The organism is Cryobacterium mannosilyticum (assembly GCF_004402705.1).
Classification (GTDB): Bacteria; Actinomycetota; Actinomycetes; order Actinomycetales; family Microbacteriaceae; genus Cryobacterium; species Cryobacterium mannosilyticum.
Window position 1 is genome coordinate 13,910 of sequence record NZ_SOFM01000015.1, and the last position, 19,790, is coordinate 33,699.

Below are 19,790 nucleotides of genomic sequence, written 5' to 3' on the forward strand. Positions count from 1 at the left end.
CCAAAGTATGGACCTCCTAGGTACGATTCTCTGGCCTCTGAAATGGGGAGTCGAGCTTCTGCTCGTCGCCTTCCACTGGCTGTTCACCAACTTCGGACTGGGTTACAACGACGGCATCACCTGGGTGCTGTCCATCGTCGGCCTCGTCCTGGTCGTGCGCGCCGCCCTGATCCCCATCTTCGTCAAGCAGATCAAGAGCCAGCGCAAGATGCTCGAGGTCGCGCCTCAGCTCAAGAAGATCCAGGACAAGTACAAGGGCAAGAAGGACCAGTTCTCTCGTGAGGCCATGTCCCGCGAGACCATGGAGCTCTACAAGCGCACCGGCACGAATCCGCTCAGCTCGTGCCTGCCCCTGCTGCTGCAGATGCCGATCTTCTTCGCCCTGTTCTCGGTGCTGAATGACGCTCAGCGCAGCCAGGCCGGAGTCGGCCCGCTGGACAGTTCGCTGGCCAAGAGCTTCGGCAGTGCCACCCTGTTCGGTGACGCACCCCTGCACGACTCCTTCGCCACCCAGTGGACCGCGATGATCGCGGGAAACTCGTTCAACCTGGCGGTCATGATCATCGCGGCCACCATGGTCGTCCTGATGACGGCCTCGCAGTTCATCACCCAGCTCCAGATCGTCTCCAAGAACATGTCGCCGGAGACCAAGGCGAGCCCGATGTTCAAGCAGCAGCGCATCATGCTCTACCTGCTTCCCCTGGTCTTCGCCTTCTCCGGTGTGGCGTTCCCGCTCGGGGTCATGTTCTACTGGCTGACATCCAACATCTGGACGATGATCCAGCAGTTCCTGGTGATCCGCAACATGCCGACGCCCGGAAGCGAGGCGGCCAAGGCTCGTGAGGAGCGGCTTGCCCGCAAGGGTAAGCTCATCGCCACCGACGGTGACGTTATCGTGGTCGAAGAGCCCAAGAAGCCGCAGCGCCAGCAGCCGATCGCCAAGAGTCGTGCCAAGAAGCAAACCGGCCCCAAGAAGTAGTAGAGAGCGAAGACCAACGTGACTGAGAACACTGACGTGATCGCCGCGGATGCCCCGGCCGACGACTCCCCCACCCTCGACCAGCTCGAGAAGGAAGGGGACATCGCCGCCGACTACATCGAGGAATTCCTCGACATCTGCGACCTCGACGGTGACATCGACATCGATGCCCGCAACGGGAGGGCCTACCTCTCCGTGCAGGCGACGGATGCCGACAACCTCAGGCTGCTCTCGAAGCCGGAGACCGTGAACGCGCTCCAGGAGCTCACCCGGCTGGCCGTGCAGAACAAGACCGGTTCGTTCTCCCGGTTGATCCTCGACATCGGCGGATCGCGTGATGCCCGGCAGACCGAATTGGCCTCCCTGGTGGCCCGCGCGATCGAGCGCATCCAGGGTGGGGCGGCCGAGGCGTCCCTGCCGGCGATGTCGTCCTACGAACGCAAGCTCGTGCACGACCTGGTCTCCGAGGCCGGTTTCGTCTCCGAGTCCAAGGGTGAGGGCCGCGACCGCCACACGGTCATCTCCGCCTCCTGACGACAGCCGAATCTGTGACTGAGATCCTTGAGGCCGAGCCGGCCGTCGCCGCCGATCTGTTCGGGGAACGCATTGATGTCGCCCGCGCCTTCGCCCGTAACCTCGCCGACCAGGGCGAGGAACGCGGACTGATCGGGCCACTCGAGCTTCCACGGCTCTGGAGCCGTCACATCCTCAACTGCGCGATCGTCGCTCCCCTGCTGCGTCCCGGCCTGGTCGGCGACGTCGGCTCGGGGGCCGGGCTGCCGGGTCTGGTCCTGGCCATCGCCCGGCCGGACGTGTCCTTCGTGCTGATCGAACCGATGGAGCGGCGGGTCGCCTGGCTGACCGAACAGGTTGCCGCGCTCGGCCTGGACAACACGACAGTGACCCGGGCGCGGGCCGAGGATGTGCGTCTCCCCCAGCGCCTCGACCAGGTCACCGCGCGGGCGGTGAGCGCATTCCGCACCCTGATTCCCCTCACTGCTCCCCTGCTTCGGCCGGGTGGAGAGCTGGTGCTGATGAAGGGCGCGGGTGCCCAGGGCGAGATCGATGCCGCAGCGAAGGCCATCCGCACGTATCATCTCGGCAATGTGGAGGTAATCACCCTCGGTGAGGGCGTGCTTCCGGACGTCACAAGGGTCATTAGGGCTACAGTTGATTAGTCCCCGAATTTCCGCCTGAGCGACATTTACGGGCAGAATCGGGGCCTCTGGATGGCTCATTAACCGTCGACTGCAAAGGTTTCACGTGAAACATCCTGGCGAAAACCAGCAAGGCACCAAGACCGCCCCAGGGTTCGACGACACCACTCCCCTGGCGCGCGAGATCTCCGAGCTGACTCGTCGTCGACAGGTGATCGCGGCCGAGCAACTGCCGAAGCCCGAGCAGACCCGCGTGATCACCATCTCGAACCAGAAGGGCGGGGTGGGCAAGACCACGACCGCAGTGAACCTCGCGGCGGCGCTCTCCCGGCAGGGTGCCCGTGTGCTGGTGATCGACCTCGACCCTCAGGGCAATGCGTCAACGGCGCTCGGCGTCGAGCATCGGGCAGAGACTCCCAGCGTCTACGACGTCATCGTCAACGACATGGATCTGGCTGCCGTCGTTCAGGAGAGCCCCGAAGTCGGTTCCCTGTATTGCGTGCCCGCAACCATCCACCTTGCCGGCGCCGAAATCGAGCTCGTCTCCCTCGTGGCCAGGGAACAACGGCTCAGCCGCGCCCTCGCGGTGCACCTGAAGACGATGGACGATCCCTATGACTACGTCTTCATCGACTGCCCGCCCTCGTTGGGTCTCCTCACGATCAACGCCTTCGTGGCCGCGCAGGAGGTGCTCATTCCGATCCAGTGCGAGTACTACGCGCTCGAGGGGCTCAGCCAGCTCCTCAAGAACATTGAACTGATCGAAAAGCACCTGAACCCGGACCTGACCGTGTCGACGATTCTGCTCACGATGTACGACAGCCGCACCAACCTGGCCAACCAGGTGGCGCAGGATGTGCGGGATCATTTCCCGAATCAGGTGCTGGATACCCTGATTCCCCGCTCCGTGCGCGTTTCTGAGGCCCCGAGCTACGGCCAGAGTGTCATCAGTTACGACCTGAACTCCGCAGGATCACTCTCCTACCTCGAAGCAGCAGCGGAAATCGCCCGACGGGGCGCCCCCCAGACAGGAGAACGACTCTAATGGCGAAGAGAACAGGCCTCGGCCGCGGCATCGGCGCACTGATCCCCATTCAAGATGACCCGACCCTGGCCCGACCGGTCGACGTGTTCTTCCCGTACTCCGAAGCACTGCGTCCGGTGGAGACGGTGCAGTCGCAGGATCTCCTCCCCGTGCCGGGGGCGCGTCTGGCCCACCTGGATCCCGCGGACATCGTGCCGAACGCGCAGCAGCCCCGGAGTGTCTTCGACGAGAGTGACCTGGCCGAACTCGTTCACAGCATCCGCGAGGTGGGCGTTCTGCAGCCGATCGTGGTGCGGCCGATCCCGGAGCTGCCGGGCAAGTACGAACTGGTCATGGGCGAGCGCAGGCTCCGTGCCACCAAAGAGGTCGGGCTCGACACGATCCCGGCCATCGTACGCGAGACCGCGGATGTCGACATGCTGCGCGACGCGCTGCTGGAGAACCTGCACCGTGCGCAGCTCAACCCTCTCGAGGAGGCATCGGCCTACCAGCAGTTGCTTGCCGATTTCGGCATCACCCAGGATGAACTCGCGCTCAAGATCGGCCGCTCGCGACCACAGATCACGAACACCATCCGTCTGTTGAAGCTGCCGGAGCCGGTGCAGCTTCGCGTCGCCGCCGGAGTTCTCACGGCCGGTCACGCCCGGGCCATTCTCTCGGTCGGTGACCCAGAGGGAATGCTGAGGCTCGCCGACAAGATCGTCAACGAGGACTTGTCCGTTCGTGCAGCCGAGGCGGCCGCCACGGCGGAGCCTCGCCCCACGAAGACGAAGCCGGCAGCCGGCCGTCGCCAGGGGCACCTTGATGAGATCGCCGAGCACCTCGGTGATCGCCTCGACACCCGGGTGAAGATTCATCTGGGCGCACGAAAAGGCCAGATCACAGTGGATTTTGCGACAATCGGAGACCTGAACCGCATCCTGGGCGTCATCGGCGAACCGGGCTTCGGCGCGAGCTGAGCGTCCTGGCACCCTGACCGATCTGGTCGTCCGCCGGTTGGGTGTCCCCCTTGGTGGGGCATCGGTTGCCTCTGGGCAACCGGGCAGTCCTCGCAGTGTGCATCGTCGTCTGCTGCTCACCTGCTCTGCTCTCCTGCTCGCGTTCCGGATGCCACTCGCCCACCCAGCGAATCCCCCACCCAGTCACTCCCCCACCCAGTCACTCCCCCACCCAGCCACTTCCCCACCTCCCCTCCCCGTGTCTGCGGCAATGCGCTGTGGCTGTCGGCCTGTGAATCCGTCACTCCGTTTCACGTGAAACATGGTTGGTGGTACGCGGGGGCACCGGTGTCATCGATCCGTGGCGTGACCTTGGGATCAGGGTCCCGCCAGCCCATTCCGAAGGACCCCGCGTGGTCGAGACGGCCCGCCTGAGGGCGCAGTGTCCGCAACTCCTCCTGCGTCTGGGGATCAGGGTCTGGAACGGCGTGGGACCCATGGTGTGACTGGACTTGTAACCCACGGCTCCGGGGCCTGAAGCCGGTGACCGGCAGCCCGGCAGTCAGGAGCGCGCTCGGATAGGGGCCGGACCGCTGCACGAACCTCGGTGTTCGCGACGGAGCATCGTCCCGTGGCCCGGTCGCGCGCGGAAACGGTCCTGTCGTCCGCGTCCGACGGGCGGCGATCGCCCTACCGTTGGCTGGCCGTGTCGGTGTTGATCCGCGGAGGCGACCCGGGAGCCCGTGGTCGCGCCTCCCGGGTGGACGCAGGCGAGCGGACCGATGGGAAAGGGGGTGAGCCGCGAGCACGGATCTCTGCCGAGGGGGTGAAGTTGTCCGTGCGCGACTGGGCAGTCGGCTGGAGGATTGTGATTCGCTGGGGAGTCGGCCTGGTGTTGTCCGGCCGGGTCGGTTCGTGGACGGGTGTTGTTCTTTGTGGCGACGGCGGGGTGTTTGCCTGCGCCGCGGAACGCAGTCGGTTGTTCGGTGGAGTCCCGGAGCTGTCCGACTTCTCCTCGTCGTCAAGCTCCGCGTGTCCGTGCGGGCGTGGATCAAGAAGCCGCCGTCTGTGAACGAGTGAAGCGATCGGATATCCGGCCGGCCAGGGTGGCGATCACGGGTGAGCTGCGGGTGACGATGACGGGGGTGCCTTCCCCGCCGCCGTACTGCGGCCTGTCGTTCACGTTGGTGGATCAGTGCGGTTGGCCAGGGTAGCTCCTGCGGTGCGCCGTGGGTGCACACGTGACTGCGCCGTCGAAGCCGTGCGCACTGGCCCTGCCGACCGGAGATGTTGCAGCATCTGCGGGATCAACCCAGTGTCCACTGTCGAATGCGGATACCGGTGGATCCGTGGCGGTTCTGAGGAGCCGCGTGTGGCCGGTCGAGCGTTCTCATGACCCCGGGGCTGTCCACCTCCAGTCGCTCACTCGTGATGGATTGTCGCGACGAGACCTGTGACCCGGGGCCACTATGCGGGCCTGGCCTGGCCGCGACAGGGACGGCCGTTCCCGGCCCATCCGATCGGCTGGGGCAGCCAGGGAATCCGGGCGGCGGCCCCGCCTGGCTGGCGAATAGCTCAGGACTGAGTTCATGGACCATGGATCCGGGTACTCGCGGTGATGTTTCACGTGAAACATGACCATATTCGCGCTCGATCGGAGAACGATAGTGATGAGGAACGTCGCCAATGGCTCTGCTTCGGCCCGAATCGTGAGGGTCTGCTCCCGCCGGGATTCCCACGCGACAGCGGTCACTCCCCCGGACTGTGTTCCTGCGTTCTCGTGGGTCTCCCCCGGGCGTGTGTGGAGGCAATTTGGCAAGAGCCGGATCAGGCCACACCGTCCTCGTCGTGGGGACGTGAGGTTCCTGTTGCCGTATCCTTGCCATTTCTGCGTCGGCGGCAGTGCCTGGCGCTGAGCCGTTTCAGCACTCCCACCGACCCTGAAATCACGTAGTGTCGGCCTTGCGGGAAGGCGGGTCTGACGTCGCGGGCGGTACCTCGGTGCCTGCGTTCCCGGTTGCCCCGCCGGTATCGGCACCCACTCCCCGCGGCGATGGAGGACCGGTGGTTGCCAGGGACGCGGCCGCACGCGTCCTGTCGGTTCCCTCGGTGTGATCAGAGGGTGTGGGGTGGGATCGGTGCCAGCGTGTGGGCTTGACAGTGCGTTGCAGGTCATCGTGTCTGAAGGTATCCACGGGAAGTGCAGGGCGCCGGGGCTGTCCCCGGCCCCCGCCCGGGCCGCCCCAACGACTGATCAGGGTGGGGTCCCGGGTACTGGGCAGGAACATGTCTCACCTGAAACTCCTGGTTGCGTGAGGGCCACGGAAGGGCAGCCGGGGCCGGGGAGCGACACTGTCGACCTGGGTCAATGGCACTTCTGGGTCGCCGGATCGTGATCAAGACGGAGGTGAGGTCGGCAACAGTGCCGGCGGCCAGGACGTCATGGATGTCGAACAGGGTCAGGTCGGGGGGATCGATGACGTGGTGGTGGTTGCCGTTCATTGGCGCAGCGGGGTCCGACCGCGGGGTCCGACCGCGGGGACTGGCGATACCAGCGCGGACTATTCGCAGAGCGTCGAGCCCGCGAGCGTCAAGCGGACGCGCGCTCCCCTCGCTTGCGCGCCTCCTCCCCGATCGTCGTCCGCGAGGCGATGATCAAATCATCTGGTGGCCACCTGAACCGGCCATGTTCTTCGACGGACATGCTCCCAAAGTCGTCACACAGTTGAGGGCATCTCACTTCGTCCAGATTGGCCAGCGTGGGGGTGACGGATCGCCGGAATCAAGAATTGTGGGTAATGCTCATTCCTTGGCCGTTGTGAGCCGAAATATGGCCCAAAAATGATCGGAGCGGAATTTCTGAACGCGCCTTAGGATGGATCCTGACGACGTGAAAAAGCCCGTTTCGAGGGCTCCGTCACGCTCTTTCGCGTGAACGGTGAGCCACGGTGGACGGGCCGGCCTCGACCTCCGCCGATGAGGGTCAATGTTTCACGTGAAACCGATCGACGGTCGTGGGTCTTCAGTTCTCGGCGAGTGCCGCCTGGGCAAGGGCTTCGTAGACCGCGCCGAGGGACTCCCCCGATGCCTCGATCGATTGCGGCACGAGGCTGGTCTCCGTCAGTCCGGGAAGAACGTTGGCCTCGAGGAACCAGGGGGTGCCGTCGTCGTCGACGATGAGGTCGATTCGGGAGATGTGTCGGAGGCCGAGGAGAGTGTGCACCGCCACGGCGGTCTCGGCGACCCGGGCGGCTATCTCAGGGGAGATCCGGGCGGGAGCGTAGAAGAGGGTGTCGCCGGCGTTGTACCTGGCCTCGAAGCTGTAGGCCCCGACGAGGGGAACGATTTCCACGGCCGGCAGCGCGGCCGGTCCGTCGCCTGTGTCGATGACGGTGACGGCGAGTTCGGTGCCGTTGACCTTCTCTTCCACGACTGCGACGGAGGCGTAGGTGTACGCGTCGACCATCGCGCGAGGCAGCTCAGCTGACGTCTCGACAATGGTGACTCCCTGGGCCGAACCGCCCTCCGCCGGCTTGACGACCAGTGGAGTGGGCAGCGAAGAAAGGACGTGTTCGAGCACGCTCGCGGCACCGAGATCACGGAACGTCTCCTTGGACAGGGCGATCCAGTCGGGTGTCGGGAAACCGGCCCGCCGGACGAGTTCCTTAGCCGTCGGTTTGGACCACGCGAGTGCCGCAGGTCCGCCTCGGGAACCGACGTGAGGTATTCCGGTCGTCTCGAGGAGAGCGAGGAGAGCGCCGTCTTCGCCGGTTGCACCGTGCACGACCGGCCAGATCACGTCGGGGTGGCGATGGGTGATGTCGGCGAGCAGACCGGCCTGCGGGTCGAGTACGGTCACGGTGTGTCCCCGGCTCGTGAGGGCGTCCGCAACCCGCCGTCCCGAACGTAGTGAGACGTCGCGTTCGTGCGAGATCCCGCCGGCGAGGACGATGATATCAAGTGCCGCTAATTCGCTCATGATCAGGGTTTTTCCTTGCTCTGGCCGGGGGGTCTTGGTCTAGGAGATGTCGGGTGGCGGCGAACTGAACCGCGAGTTCTCCCGGAGCGGATTCAATGATCCGGTCCCCGCGAAGGTGTCGAGCAGGTCGAGTTCGTCGCGGATCACGGTGGCCAGGCGACGTATGCCAATTCGGATATGTTCCGGTGTCGGATAGCAGAAGGATAGGCGCATATTCTGGCGACCGTCGCCGTCCGCGAAGAAGGCCGTGCCCGGCGTGTACGCGACGAGTTCCTTGACAGCCCGCGGGAGCATTGCCTTCGAGTCGAGGCGGTCGGGGAGGGTCACCCAGACGTAGAAGCCGCCGTTCGGATTGGTCCAGGTCAACTCGGGCAGGTACTCGTCCAGCGCGCTGAGCAGGGCGTTCTTCCGCTCGTGGTACACGCCCCGGAAGGTGTTGATCTGGCCCTTCCAGTCGGCGCTGGAGAGGTACTCGGAGATCACGAGCTGGCTGAAGGAACTCGGCGAGAGCACCGCGGCCTCATTGGCGAGCACGAGCTTCTCGCGGATGGCGTGGGGCGCGAGCGCCCAGCCCACGCGGAAGCCGGGGGCGAGGGTCTTGGAGAAGGTCCCCAGGTAGACGACGCCGTCCTGTTCGAGGGAACGCATCGCGTCCGGGGCCGGCTGGTCGAAGTAGAGCAGGCCGTACGGGTTGTCTTCGAGCACGAGGATGTCGTTCCGGCGGCAGATTTCCAGGATCTCGACCCGACGGGCCCAACTCAGGGTCACGCCGGCCGGATTGTGGAAGTTGGGGATCGTGTACAGGAACTTGATGCTCTTCCCGGCGGCCCGGACGCTGAGGATGTGCTCCCGCAGTGCCTCCGGGATGAGGCCGTGCTCGTCCATGGGAACATGGTCGACCTCGGCCTGGTACGACTTGAAGATGACCATGGCGGTGACGTAGCTGGGGCCCTCGGACAGCACGACGTCACCGGGGTCGAGGAAGAGTTTGCTGACGAGCTCGAGGGCGTGCTGGGAGCCGGTCGTGACGACCACGTCATCGGCGTGGGCTCGGATGCCTTCCAGCGCCATCACCTCGAGGATCTGCTCACGAAGCACAGGAACTCCCTGACCAGAGCCGTATTGCAGGGCCGTCGGACCCTGTTCGCGCATGACGCGGCCCATGGCGTTGATCACGAGGTCCGGCGGCAAGGCCGCCACGAACGGCATGCCGCCGGCGAGGGAGACCACCTCGGGGCGGGAGGCCACGGCGAAGAGGGCCCTGACCTCGGAGGCGCGCAGCCCCGCGGCTCGCTCGGCGTAGTGGTGGTACCACGGATCGAGATTGTTGCCGGTCTGGGGTGAACCCTGTGCTGTCACGTCACTTCCGTTCTGGTGTGGCTTCAATCGTAGGCGGTGTCACGCGGGGGCCGGTCCTCATGGCGCCTTCCCGCGAGCGTACAGGGCCACGCGGGGCAAGCCGGCGGCCCGGGCATGACAAGACCCGCCCGGCTGCTGCCGGACGGGTCTTCAGGCGGGTCGGCCGGACGGCCGATGAGAGGCCTAGGCCAGGTATGCGGCCAGGTCGGCCACGAGGGCGACCTTGGGCTTGGCGCCGATGACGGTCTTGACGACCTCACCCTTCTGGAACACCTTCATCGCGGGGATGGAGGTGATCTGGTACTTCGCGGCCAGGGCCGGGAAGTCGTCGACGTTGAGCTTGACGATGTCGATCTTGTCGGCGTTCTCACTCGCGATCTGGTCGAGGATCGGGCTGACGGCGCGACACGGGCCACACCACTCGGCCCAGAAGTCGACCAGAACGGTCTTTTCGTTGTTGATGACTTCCTGGTCGAAAGTCGCGTCGGTAACGGCGCGTGCAGACATGTATTTGCTCCTTAGTTGGTGACTGTTGCGAGTTCGGCCTCGCCGGCGTCAGCCAGCAGGTCCGCGGGAAGGGAGGCGAGGTAGTGCTCGGCGTCGAGCGCGGCGACGGTGCCCGATGCGGCGGCCGTCACGGCCTGGCGGTAGGTCGGGTCGATGACGTCGCCGGCGGCGAAGACGCCGGTCTGGCTGGTCTTGGAGGAGCGGCCGGCGACGGCGATGGTGCCCTCGGGGGTCAGGTCGAGCTGCGCGTGCACGAGGTGTGTGCGCGGGTCATTGCCGATGGCGACGAAGACGCCGCCGACCGGGAGACTGGTCTCCTCCCCGGACACGGTGTCACGCAGGCGCAAACCGTCGACGGCCTCGGCGCCGGTGATGCCGACGACCGCGGAGTTCCAGACGAATTCGATCTTCGGGTTGGCGAACGCCCGCTCCTGCATGATCTTCGAGGCACGGAGCGTGTCCTTGCGGTGCACGACATAGACCTTGCTGGCGAACCGGGTCAGGAAGGTGGCTTCCTCCATGGCGGAGTCGCCGCCGCCGATCACGGCGATGGTCTTCTCCTTGAAGAAGAACCCGTCGCAGGTGGCACACCAGGACACCCCGCGACCGGACAGACGCTCTTCGTCGGGCAGGCCGAGCTTGCGGTACGCGGAACCGGTGGCGAAGATCACGGCCAGGGCCTCGTGGGTCACGCCGGAACCGAGGGTGACGGTCTTGGTCGGGCCGGTGAGGTCGAGTTCGGTGACGTCGTCGTAGACGACCTCGGTGCCGAAGCGTTCGGCCTGCTCCTGCATCTTGGCCATCAGCTCCGGACCCTGGATGCCGTCGGGGAACCCGGGGAAGTTCTCGACCTCGGTCGTGTTCATCAGTTCACCGCCGGCCTCGACGGAACTGGCGATCAGCAGCGGCTTCAGGTTGGCGCGTGCGGCGTAGATGGCGGCCGTGAATCCGGCCGGTCCTGAGCCGATGATGATGATCTGGCGCACGCGGGGAACTCCTTCGATTTGGGGGGCAGGGCAGTGGTGACTTGCCTCGCTGCCGGGTACAACACATCCTAATCGGATGCTATTCCGCGCCCCGGCCGCGTCCACAGCGCACACACAGCCGGGCGGGGGGACGACCGGCGCTCACGCGCGGTCAGCGCCGGAGACGGGCGAAGACCGGGCTGAGGAAGCCGCGCAGTTCGTCGCTGCGCATCAACAGGAGCAACCCGAAGTAGACGACCGCCATCGACGCGCCGATGACCAGCATCGTGGCAATGGCCTGCGCCTTGCCCGACAGGGCGAAGCCGTCCTCCTGCGTGCCGCCGAGAACGACGAGCAGTACGAGGCCGATCACGATCGGGGGCAGCGCCGCAACGAGGTACTTGACCAGGCTGCGGACGATGCGGCTGCCGTCGATCCCGCCGAGCCGACGGCGCAGCAGCCAGGCGGCCAACCCGGCCTGGGCGATCCCGGACACCGTGACCGTGAGCGCGATGCCCGCCGCGATCCACGCGCTCGGCAGGAGGGCGCAGGCGAGCACTCCGGTGATGACGAGGACCACCTGGAACAGGGTGAAGAAGAACGGCGTGCGGGTATCGCCGAGCGCGTAGAACGTGCGCTGGATGACGAAGAGGACGCAGAAGGCGACCAGTCCGATCACGTAGGCGACGATCACGTTGCCGATGCCCTGCACCTGGCCGAACCGGGAGACGAAGACCGCGGCGAACGGGTAGGCGCAGACGGCGATCACGGCAGAGGCCAGCACGATGATCAGGGTCGTTCCGCGGATGGCGGATGAGGCATCCGTGCGTACCAGGTCGAGCTTGCCGACCGCAGCGTGCTCGCTCATCCGGGTGAAGTAGGCCGTGGCGACCGAGACGGTGATCACCGAATGCGGCAGCATGAAGATCAGCCAGGCGGTGTTCAGCACGGCGACGGATGCGTCGGTGTCGCCGGCCAGCGTGACCACTCGTGTCTCGACTATGCCGGCGACGGTGGTCAGCAGCAGCATCCCGAAGGTCCAGCTCGCCATCTTGCCTGCGGCACCGAGGCCGACCCCGCGGAAGTGGAAGTCCGGACGGAAGCGCAGTCCGATCCGGTGCCAGAAGTAGAACAGCACGACTGCCTGCAGCACCACGCCGAGAGTGGCGCTTCCTGCCAGAACGGCGATCATCACGGGGGTGAACTCGCCGGCCTGGCGCACGCCGTCCGGGTCGGCGCCGTAGAGCGCGGCGAACACGACCAGGCCGGCGATCGCGATGACGTTGTTGAGCACGGGCACCCAGGTGAACGGGCCGAACGACTTGCGGGCGTTGAGCACCTCGCCCAGCACCGTGTACAGCCCGTAGAAGAAGATCTGCGGGAGGCACCAGAACGCGAAGGCGGTGGCCAGTGCCAGCGCCCCGGGCTTCATATTCGGCGCGTAGAGAAGGGTCAGGACCGGGGCGAGCGCCGTGGCGACGACGGTCGTGACGCCGACGATCACGAGGGCGAGGGTGACGAGCTTGTTGATGTACGCCGTGCCGCCGTCGGCGTGCAGGCTCGCCCGCACAATCTGGGGCACCAGCACCGCCGTGAGCACTCCGCCGGCGACGATCACGTAAACGGTGTTCGGCAGCTGGTTGGCGACGGCGAACGCGTTGGTGCTCTGGCCGACCTGACCGATCACACCGGCGAGCACGATCAGTTTGATGAAACCGAGGATGCGGGACACGATCGTGCCCGAGGCCAGGAACGCGCTCGCGCGCCCGATGCTGCCGGTCTTAGGCATTCGGCTCCGTTCCGGCCGTGTTCGAGGACGCCGGGGGAGCGGCGGTGGCGTTCGGGTCGGTGGACGTGTCGGGCTCGTCACGTTCCCGGCGGCGGCGCAGGATGTTGCGCCACACGCCGAAGCCGAAGAACAACACGACGGCGGCGGCGAAGATGAGCGACCCCAGGCCCTCCCAATCGGCCCGCACATTGATCGGGATGAGGGCCGGCTGGTCGATCATGGTGCCGGCCGGGGTGAACAGGGTCACCCGGAGGGTCACCGTGCCGTTCCCGACCGCCGAGGTCACGGGCACCAGCACGGTCCGGGCGGACTGTGCTTCGATCGTGGACTCGACGTCACTGCCGACCAGGAGGCGCCCGTTCGAGGGGACAACCTGCACGCGCACGGTGACGGCCTGGCCCAGCGTGTTGTCGAGCGTGACGGGGATGTCCACCTTGCTGCCGAGGACGTTGATCGGACCCTTGGTCGAGACCGAGACGGAACGCAGCAGGGCGGAGGAATCGACCAGGTTGGTGCCGACGGCATCCCGCCAGCTGCCCGGCTGGGAAGCCCACGAGTTCGACAGCAGTGACAGCAGGATGAGTCGGTGTTCGGCGGTCACCGGCAGTGGGGTGGTCAGGGCAGAGGAGAACGCCGCCACGTCGGCCTCGCGCACGAGCAGTCGCTTGGCGAGTTCGGTGCGCTCGGCCGGTTCGGTGCGGCTCTCGAACGTGACGTCGGTGGTGGTGGTGGCGCGTGCGGCGGCCAGAGTGGCCGGGGCGTGCCAGCTGAGCGCCGCGAGGGCGTCGAGCGTCTGGCTGAGTCGCGCGGCGCTCGGCGGCCAGCCCCGGTCGAAGGTGGCGAGCAGGGTGCGCGTCGTGCCGGGCTTCTCAGCCGAGACCACCGCGAGTTGCGAGCCCACCTCTGCCATGGCCTCACGCCACGCGTCGTCGGACGTCGATGCGGCGGCCGTGCGCAGCGCCTTCGAGAGCGGATCGTCCATGACGAGCCCGGTGCCGGCGCCGGCACCGAGGGCGACGGCGGTGTTCGGGGTGATGTCACTGTCGGACTGGCTCGCGTTGCTGCCGGACAGGATGGTCGTGCCCAGACCGCCGGCCGCGAAGATCGGCAGGTCCGCGGCGGCAACGGAACCCTCGTGCGGCCACCCGATGTCGGTCGCGGTGTAGTTCCAGGCGAGCAGCTGTTCGGTGGTCGGGGCGGCTCCGCCGACCGGCCCGGCCGGCGCGGTGGGGGTGCCGGACGGGACCGGAGTGCTGGAGGCTGCCGGAGGCGCGGTTGCTGTCGCCGTCGGGGTCGGCGTGCCTGTCGCGGTGGGGGTGGTGAAGAGGGTGGGGTCGATCGCCTGGTCGAATGAGGTCGGCGCCAGGAGGGTCGCGGCTCCGGCCTGGGTCTGCAGGGAGAGATCCGCATCTGCATAGCTGAGCGGGAATATCTCGTTTTTCGCCTGGGTCAGCCGGTCGAGCCAGGCGGTCGCGCTGGGTGGTGCCGAACTGCCCAGGACACGGATGGAGACGATGATCTGCGGGTCGATGGCGATGGCGACCGGCCGATCGATCACGCCCTCGAGCTGGCGGGTGAGCACACCCGTCGGGCTGGTGAACGTTTCGAGCGCCTTCTCGGGGATCAGGCCCGTCGTCTGTTCCGGTGCGGCGATCGGCATGACCACGGCGACGTTCACCGGGGTCAGTTCCTCGTCCGAATACCAGACGAAGGTTCCCCGGCCCTGGGCCAGCACGTCGCCGTTGTCGGTCAGGGTGACCGCGATCCCGCGGGCACCCCAGGCGTTCCCGGTGGTGAGGCCGACGGAGTCGGCGGGAACCGTGACGGTGATGATCTCGGTGCTGTCCGGCTGCACGGGAGCCTTTGTCGCCTCGCTCTTCATCAGGTCGCCCGGCTTCCCCGTCTTCTCCGGGCGGAGCCAGCTGTTGAGGGCGGAACGGCTGGTCAACGCGCGTTCGGCGAGATAGAGGTCGATCGTTCCGGGAGCGATCGGGTCGGCGGTCCCGTTCTTGATGGTGACCGTGAGGTAGAGGTCCTCCCCGGCGTGCAGCGGCTTCAGCGAAACCGGGGCAACGGCGACGCTCACCGAATTCGTTGGGACCGCACTGGCCGAGACGGGTGAGCGGTCGGTGGAACCGGCGGCCGGGACGGCGGAGGCGGCGAGCGGCGCGGCCCCGGCCAGCACGAGGGCGAGAACGGCGCCGAGCAGGGTCCGGACCGGGCGACGGCGACGGGCGCGCGATTCCGGGAGCGCAGGCCGACGCGCAGGAATTGAGTCGGCCACCATGTAGGGGATTCTACGGCGTGCAGGCTGGGATATCCGGCCCGGGGCGGGCGGCGACGCGCCCAGCAACTAACATGGGGGTCATGCAGAGCGTCGCGACAGCCCTCACCCGGCTGGGCGACCTGGCTGCCACTCCCCCGGTTTCGGCCCTGGCACAGGCGTTCGCGGCGGCAGGCCATGAGCTTGCCCTGGTCGGCGGACCGGTCCGGGATGCGTTCCTCGATCGGGCGATCAACGACCTCGACTTCACCACGGATGCCACCCCGGATCAGATCCTCGAGATCGTGAAGCCGATCTCAGACGCCCAGTGGGACATCGGCCGGGCCTTCGGCACTATCGGGGCCAGGGTCGCCGGCGAGATGGTCGAGATCACCACCTACCGGGCGGACAGCTACGACGGTCAGACCCGCAAGCCCGAGGTCGTCTTCGGCCTGAGCCTCGAGGACGATCTTCTCCGCCGCGACTTCACCGTGAACGCCCTGGCCCTCCGCCTGCCCGGCCTCACCCTCGTCGACCCGGCGAACGGAATCGACGACTTGCTCGCCGGAGTCCTGCGCACCCCGATCTCGCCCGAGGTGTCCTTCGGCGACGACCCGCTGCGGATGATGCGGGCCGCCCGGTTCACGGCCCAGCTGGGCTTCCGCCTCGACCTCGACACCGCGGTGGCGATGGAGGCGATGGCCGACAGCATCCGCAACATCTCGGCCGAACGGGTCTGCGAGGAACTGTCCAAGCTGCTGCGCTCCGACAGCCCGCACGTCGGCCTGGAGCTGCTGGTCGAGTCCGGCCTCTTCGACCGGGTGCTGCCCGAGATCCCCGCGCTGCGGCTGGAGGTCGACGAGCACCACCATCACAAGGACGTCTACCAGCACACCCTCACGGTGCTCGACCAGGCGATCGGCTATGAGAAGTCCCGCGGCGGTTTCGACGGGCCCGACCTGATCGTTCGGTTGGCAGCGCTCCTGCACGACATTGGAAAGCCGGCCACCCGCAAGCTCGAGCCGGGCGGCGTGGTCAGTTTCTACCATCACGACCTGGTCGGCTCGAAGCTGGCCAAGAAGCGACTGCGCGCCCTGCGCTTCGACAATGACACCATCGCCGCCGTCTCCAAGCTGATCGAACTGCACCTGCGATTCTTCGGCTACAGCGAGGGAGCCTGGACCGACTCGGCGGTGCGCCGTTACGTGCGGGATGCCGGCGACCAGCTCGAACGCCTGCACATCCTGACCCGCGCCGACGTGACCACCCGGAACCGGCGCAAGGCCGACCGCCTGGGCTTCGCCTACGACGACCTCGAGCAGAGGATCCGCGAGCTCGCCGAGCAGGAGGAGATGGCCGCGGTGCGCCCGGACCTTGACGGGGAACAGATCATGGCGATCCTCGGCGTGCGCCCGGGTCGCGAGGTGGGCGACGCCTACCGGTACCTGCTCGAACAGCGCCTCGATGACGGGCCGCTGGGCGAGGAAGAGGCAACGCGCCGGTTGCAGGTCTGGTGGGCAGGGCGTGGCGAGTAGCCGCCGGAGAAGTCACCCCGGCATCCGTCGACGCAACACGGTCACCGGCTATGCGCTGCTCGCGCCCAGCCTGTTCGGTGTCGTCTGTTTCATGCTGCTGCCCGTACTGGTGGTCGTGTGGCTCAGCTTCCAGAGCTGGGACCTGATCGGCCCGATCAGCTTCGTCGGCCTGGACAACTACCGCTCGGTCCTCTCGGACGGCGTGTTCGGCAATTCCCTGCTCGTGACCATCCTGTTCGTGGCCCTCGTGGTTCCGATCCAGACCCTGATCGGGCTGGGCGCGGCCTCGCTGCTCACCAGGGACCTGCCCGGCTCCGGGTGGTTCCGCACCATCTACGTGCTGCCGTGGATCTGCGCCCCGCTCGCCCTCGGCGTGGTCTGGAAGTGGATCCTCGCGCCCACGGATGGCGCACTGAACACCCTGGTCGGGGCGAGAATCGAATGGCTGAGCGACCCCGCACTCGCCCTGCCGACCGTGGCCGCTGTCGTGATCTGGACCAACGTCGGTTACGTCACCCTGTTCTTCATGGCGGGGCTGCTCAACATCCCTGAGCAGATCCTGGAGGCGGCCCGGATCGATGGCGCCGGGCCGGTGGCTCTGTTCTGGCAGATCAAGATCCCGCTGCTCCGCCCCACCATGTTCTTCGTGCTCGTCACCACCGTGATCTCCGCCTTCCAGGTGTTCGACCAGGTCTATGCACTGACCCAGGGCGGCCCCGCCCACACGACGGATGTCGTCGCCGCCCGGATCTACTACGAGGCGTTCAGCGCATTCGACCTGGGCCGTGCCGCCGTGATGGCGGTCGTGCTGCTCGTCATCCTGGTCGTCATCACCCTCGCGCAGCAGCTCTACTTCCGCCGGAGGGTCACCTATGAAATGGACTAGGACCGCAGGCATCTACCTGGTGCTCGGCGCCGGGGCCGCGTTCACCCTGGCCCCCTTCCTGCTGAGCATCCTCACCGCCTTCAAGACCCGGGAGCAGTTCGCCGGGCAGTCCGTGCTGGCCTGGCCGGACCCGTTCACCGTCGACAACATCGCGCGGGTCCTGGCCGGACCGGCCGAGTTCGGCCGTGCCGTGGTGGTCACCCTGCTCGCGGCCGTGCTCATCCTGATCGGCCAGCTGGTCTGCTCGGTCCTCGCCGCCTACGCGTTCGCCCGGGTGGACTTCCCGGGCCGCCAGGTATTGTTCTGGGTCTACCTGTCGACGCTGATGATCCCGCCCGTGGTGCTGATCATCCCGCTCTACCTGATGATGACGCAGGCCGGGCTCCGCAACTCGTTCTGGAGCCTCGTGCTGCCGTTCGCGTTCGCATCGCCCTACGCGGTCTTCCTCCTGCGGGAGTATTTCCGCGGCATCCCGCAGGAGCTGATCGACGCGGCCCGGCTCGACGGGGCGAACACCCTCGACGTGCTGGTGGAGATCGTCGTGCCGTTGTCGAAGCCGATCATCGCGACCCTGACCCTGATCACAATCGTCAGCCACTGGAACAGCTTCATGTGGCCGCTCGTCGTCACCACCGGCCCGCAGTGGCGGGTGGTCACCGTGGCGACGGCATCCCTGCAGAGCCAGTTCAACGGCAACTGGACCCTCGTGATGGCCGCGACCACGCTGGCCCTGGTGCCCCTGCTCGTGCTGTTCCTCGTCTTCCAGCGGCAGTTCGTGCGTTCCATCACCATCTCCGGATTTAAGTAGGCTTAGGGCTTCCCGGCTTCGACCGGACTCCCCCGAAGGACACCAATGCCCAAGCGTTCAACAGTCATTGCCGCCAGCGCGCTTGCCGCGGTACTCGTCATCGCCGGGGCTGTGACGGCACTGACCGTCGGCGGCCAGGCCTCCGCCGCGAAGACGACAGTGACCGTGCGGCTGTGGGATGACCAGGTCGCCAAGGCGTACGAGGCATCCTTCGCCGCCTTCGAGAAGAAGAACCCGGACATCGACGTGACGGTGACCGTGATCCCCTGGGCCGACTACTGGACGAAACTGCGCACCGACGTGGCGGGCAAGAACGTCGACGACGTCTTCTGGGTTGACGGCGGCGACTACCCGGCCTACGCCGACGCCGGAGCGCTGCTGAACATCGACAAGGCGATGGGCGCGGATGCCGCGGCCGCCTGGTCCCCGGCCGTCGTCAAGCAGTACACCCGGGACGGTGTGCTCTGGGGGGTGCCGCAACTCGCCGACCCCGGCATCGCCGTGTACTACAACGCCGACCTGCTCGCGGAGGCCGGCCTGACTCCGGCCGACATCGCGGACCTCCGCTGGGACCCGACCGGCGCCGCAGACACGCTGCTGCCGACCCTGAAGAAGCTGACGAAGGACACGAACGGGACCACGGCCGACAACCCCGGCTTCGACGGCACCAGCCTGGCCCAGTACGGCTACAACGCCGGCTACGACCTGCAGGCCATGCTGCTGAACTATGTCGCCTCCGGCGGGGCGACCTTCCAGGATGGCGAGGAGTACTCCTTCGCCTCCCCGAAGGGGACCGCGGCGTTCCAGTACCTCGTCGACCTGATCAACACCGCTCATGTGGCGCCGTCGGCGGCGGACACGAACACCAACGGCGACTTCAGCCGCGACCAGTTCCTCCAGGGCAAGATGGCGCTGTTCCAGAGCGGCGTCTACAACCTCGCCAACGTCAACGACGGCGCCTCCTTCGCCTGGGGCGTCACCCGGCTCCCGGCCGGTCCGGCCGGAGCGATCAGCGGCGTGGACGGCATCGTGGCCGCCGGCAGCACCTCCTCCGCCCATCCCGCCGAGACCAAGCGGGTGCTCGAGTGGCTCGGCAGTGCCCGGGGATCGAGCTACATCGGAGCCAACGGGTCCGCATCCCCGGCCGTCACGGCCGCCCAGGCCGACTACACCGCCTACTGGACCGCCAAGAAGGTGGACATCAGAGCGTTCTACGACGTGCTCGAGAACGGCTCCGCCCCCGCCATCACGGGCGGCGGCTGGCCCGCCGCCGACAACGCGATGCGACCGCTCCTGCAGGAGGTCTTCCTCGGCCGCACCCCCGTCGCTGAGGGTGTGAAGGCCGCGCAGGACGCCGCCAACGCCGCCGTGGCGAAGTAGGCGCAGCGGGCCGGCACGGCGGCGCCACGTCGACCGGCTCGGGCGCGGCTCGGGCGCGACTCGGCCCCAGCTCGCCGCCTTTTCGGTCGAGCCTGACCGGTACGGAGCGTGTTGATTATTGGAGGCTGGCGATCGAGGCCAGCACTCAGTCCCATGTCGGATGTCGATGGGCTGGTGTCGGCGCGGGCGATCGGGCGCTG

The 19,790-nt window shown here is 67.0% G+C and carries 15 protein-coding genes; 9 read left to right on the forward strand and 6 right to left on the reverse strand.

The window, feature by feature from the left end:
• The first annotated feature begins 7 nt into the window (after nt 1-7).
• The 5 genes from yidC to E3O32_RS05790 all read left to right on the forward strand — a co-directional run bounded on the left by yidC (nt 8) and on the right by E3O32_RS05790 (nt 4,140).
• Nucleotides 8-979, forward strand: a complete 972-nt coding sequence (yidC, locus tag E3O32_RS05770) for a membrane protein insertase YidC (protein WP_134507579.1) — start codon at nt 8-10, stop codon at nt 977-979.
• Nucleotides 980-997: 18 nt separating this feature from the next.
• Nucleotides 998-1,513 (forward strand): Jag family protein, encoded by a 516-nt coding sequence (locus tag E3O32_RS05775; RefSeq protein WP_134507580.1) that lies wholly within the window; start codon nt 998-1,000, stop codon nt 1,511-1,513.
• 14 nt (nt 1,514-1,527) lie between these two features.
• Nucleotides 1,528-2,157 carry a 16S rRNA (guanine(527)-N(7))-methyltransferase RsmG gene (gene rsmG, locus E3O32_RS05780; RefSeq protein ID WP_134507581.1) on the forward strand — a complete coding sequence of 210 codons (630 nt, stop codon included), beginning with the start codon at nt 1,528-1,530 and terminating at the stop codon, nt 2,155-2,157.
• 85 nt (nt 2,158-2,242) lie between these two features.
• Complete coding sequence (locus tag E3O32_RS05785; RefSeq protein WP_134507582.1) at nt 2,243-3,181, forward strand: ParA family protein; 939 nt, start codon at nt 2,243-2,245, stop codon at nt 3,179-3,181.
• Nucleotides 3,181-4,140 (forward strand): ParB/RepB/Spo0J family partition protein, encoded by a 960-nt coding sequence (locus E3O32_RS05790; RefSeq protein ID WP_134507583.1) that lies wholly within the window; start codon nt 3,181-3,183, stop codon nt 4,138-4,140. Before E3O32_RS05785 ends, E3O32_RS05790 begins: the two co-directional genes overlap by 1 nt.
• 3,001 nt (nt 4,141-7,141) lie before the next feature.
• Here E3O32_RS05790 and E3O32_RS05795 read toward each other — a convergent pair.
• From E3O32_RS05795 to E3O32_RS05820, 6 genes are all read right to left on the reverse strand, one after another.
• On the reverse strand, nt 7,142-8,098 hold the full coding sequence (locus E3O32_RS05795) for a D-alanine--D-alanine ligase family protein (protein WP_134507584.1): 957 nt from the start codon (nt 8,096-8,098) through the stop codon (nt 7,142-7,144).
• 39 nt (nt 8,099-8,137) lie between these two features.
• A complete protein-coding gene (locus E3O32_RS05800; RefSeq protein WP_134507585.1) occupies nt 8,138-9,457 on the reverse strand; it encodes an aminotransferase-like domain-containing protein in 1,320 nt (439 codons plus the stop codon).
• 183 nt (nt 9,458-9,640) lie between these two features.
• Nucleotides 9,641-9,964 (reverse strand): thioredoxin, encoded by a 324-nt coding sequence (gene trxA / locus E3O32_RS05805; RefSeq protein WP_134507586.1) that lies wholly within the window; start codon nt 9,962-9,964, stop codon nt 9,641-9,643.
• An 11-nt stretch (nt 9,965-9,975) separates the two neighbouring features.
• Nucleotides 9,976-10,950, reverse strand: coding sequence for a thioredoxin-disulfide reductase (trxB, locus tag E3O32_RS05810; protein WP_134507587.1), 975 nt, complete (start codon nt 10,948-10,950; stop codon nt 9,976-9,978).
• Between the two features lie 151 nt (nt 10,951-11,101).
• On the reverse strand, nt 11,102-12,718 hold the full coding sequence (gene murJ, locus E3O32_RS05815) for a murein biosynthesis integral membrane protein MurJ (RefSeq protein WP_134507588.1): 1,617 nt from the start codon (nt 12,716-12,718) through the stop codon (nt 11,102-11,104).
• The gene (locus E3O32_RS05820; protein ID WP_134507589.1) at nt 12,711-15,005 is read right to left on the reverse strand and encodes a DUF6049 family protein; all 2,295 of its coding nucleotides are present in this window, start codon (nt 15,003-15,005) and stop codon (nt 12,711-12,713) included. The genes murJ and E3O32_RS05820 overlap by 8 nt, the downstream gene beginning before the upstream one ends.
• 80 nt (nt 15,006-15,085) lie before the next feature.
• Between E3O32_RS05820 and E3O32_RS05825 the strand changes: the two genes are divergently transcribed.
• From E3O32_RS05825 to E3O32_RS05840, 4 genes are read left to right on the forward strand one after another with little or no spacing between them, the layout of a single operon-like run.
• Entirely contained in the window at nt 15,086-16,516 is a 1,431-nt protein-coding gene (locus tag E3O32_RS05825) for a CCA tRNA nucleotidyltransferase (RefSeq protein ID WP_134507590.1), read from the forward strand.
• The gene (locus tag E3O32_RS05830) at nt 16,506-17,402 is read left to right on the forward strand and encodes a carbohydrate ABC transporter permease (protein WP_241974613.1); all 897 of its coding nucleotides are present in this window, start codon (nt 16,506-16,508) and stop codon (nt 17,400-17,402) included. Before E3O32_RS05825 ends, E3O32_RS05830 begins: the two co-directional genes overlap by 11 nt.
• Nucleotides 17,389-18,210: a carbohydrate ABC transporter permease gene (locus E3O32_RS05835; RefSeq protein WP_134507592.1), complete on the forward strand. Its 822-nt coding sequence runs from the start codon at nt 17,389-17,391 to the stop codon at nt 18,208-18,210. Before E3O32_RS05830 ends, E3O32_RS05835 begins: the two co-directional genes overlap by 14 nt.
• A gap of 45 nt (nt 18,211-18,255) precedes the next feature.
• Entirely contained in the window at nt 18,256-19,590 is a 1,335-nt protein-coding gene (locus E3O32_RS05840; protein ID WP_134507593.1) for an ABC transporter substrate-binding protein, read from the forward strand.
• Nucleotides 19,591-19,790 lie beyond the last annotated feature (200 nt).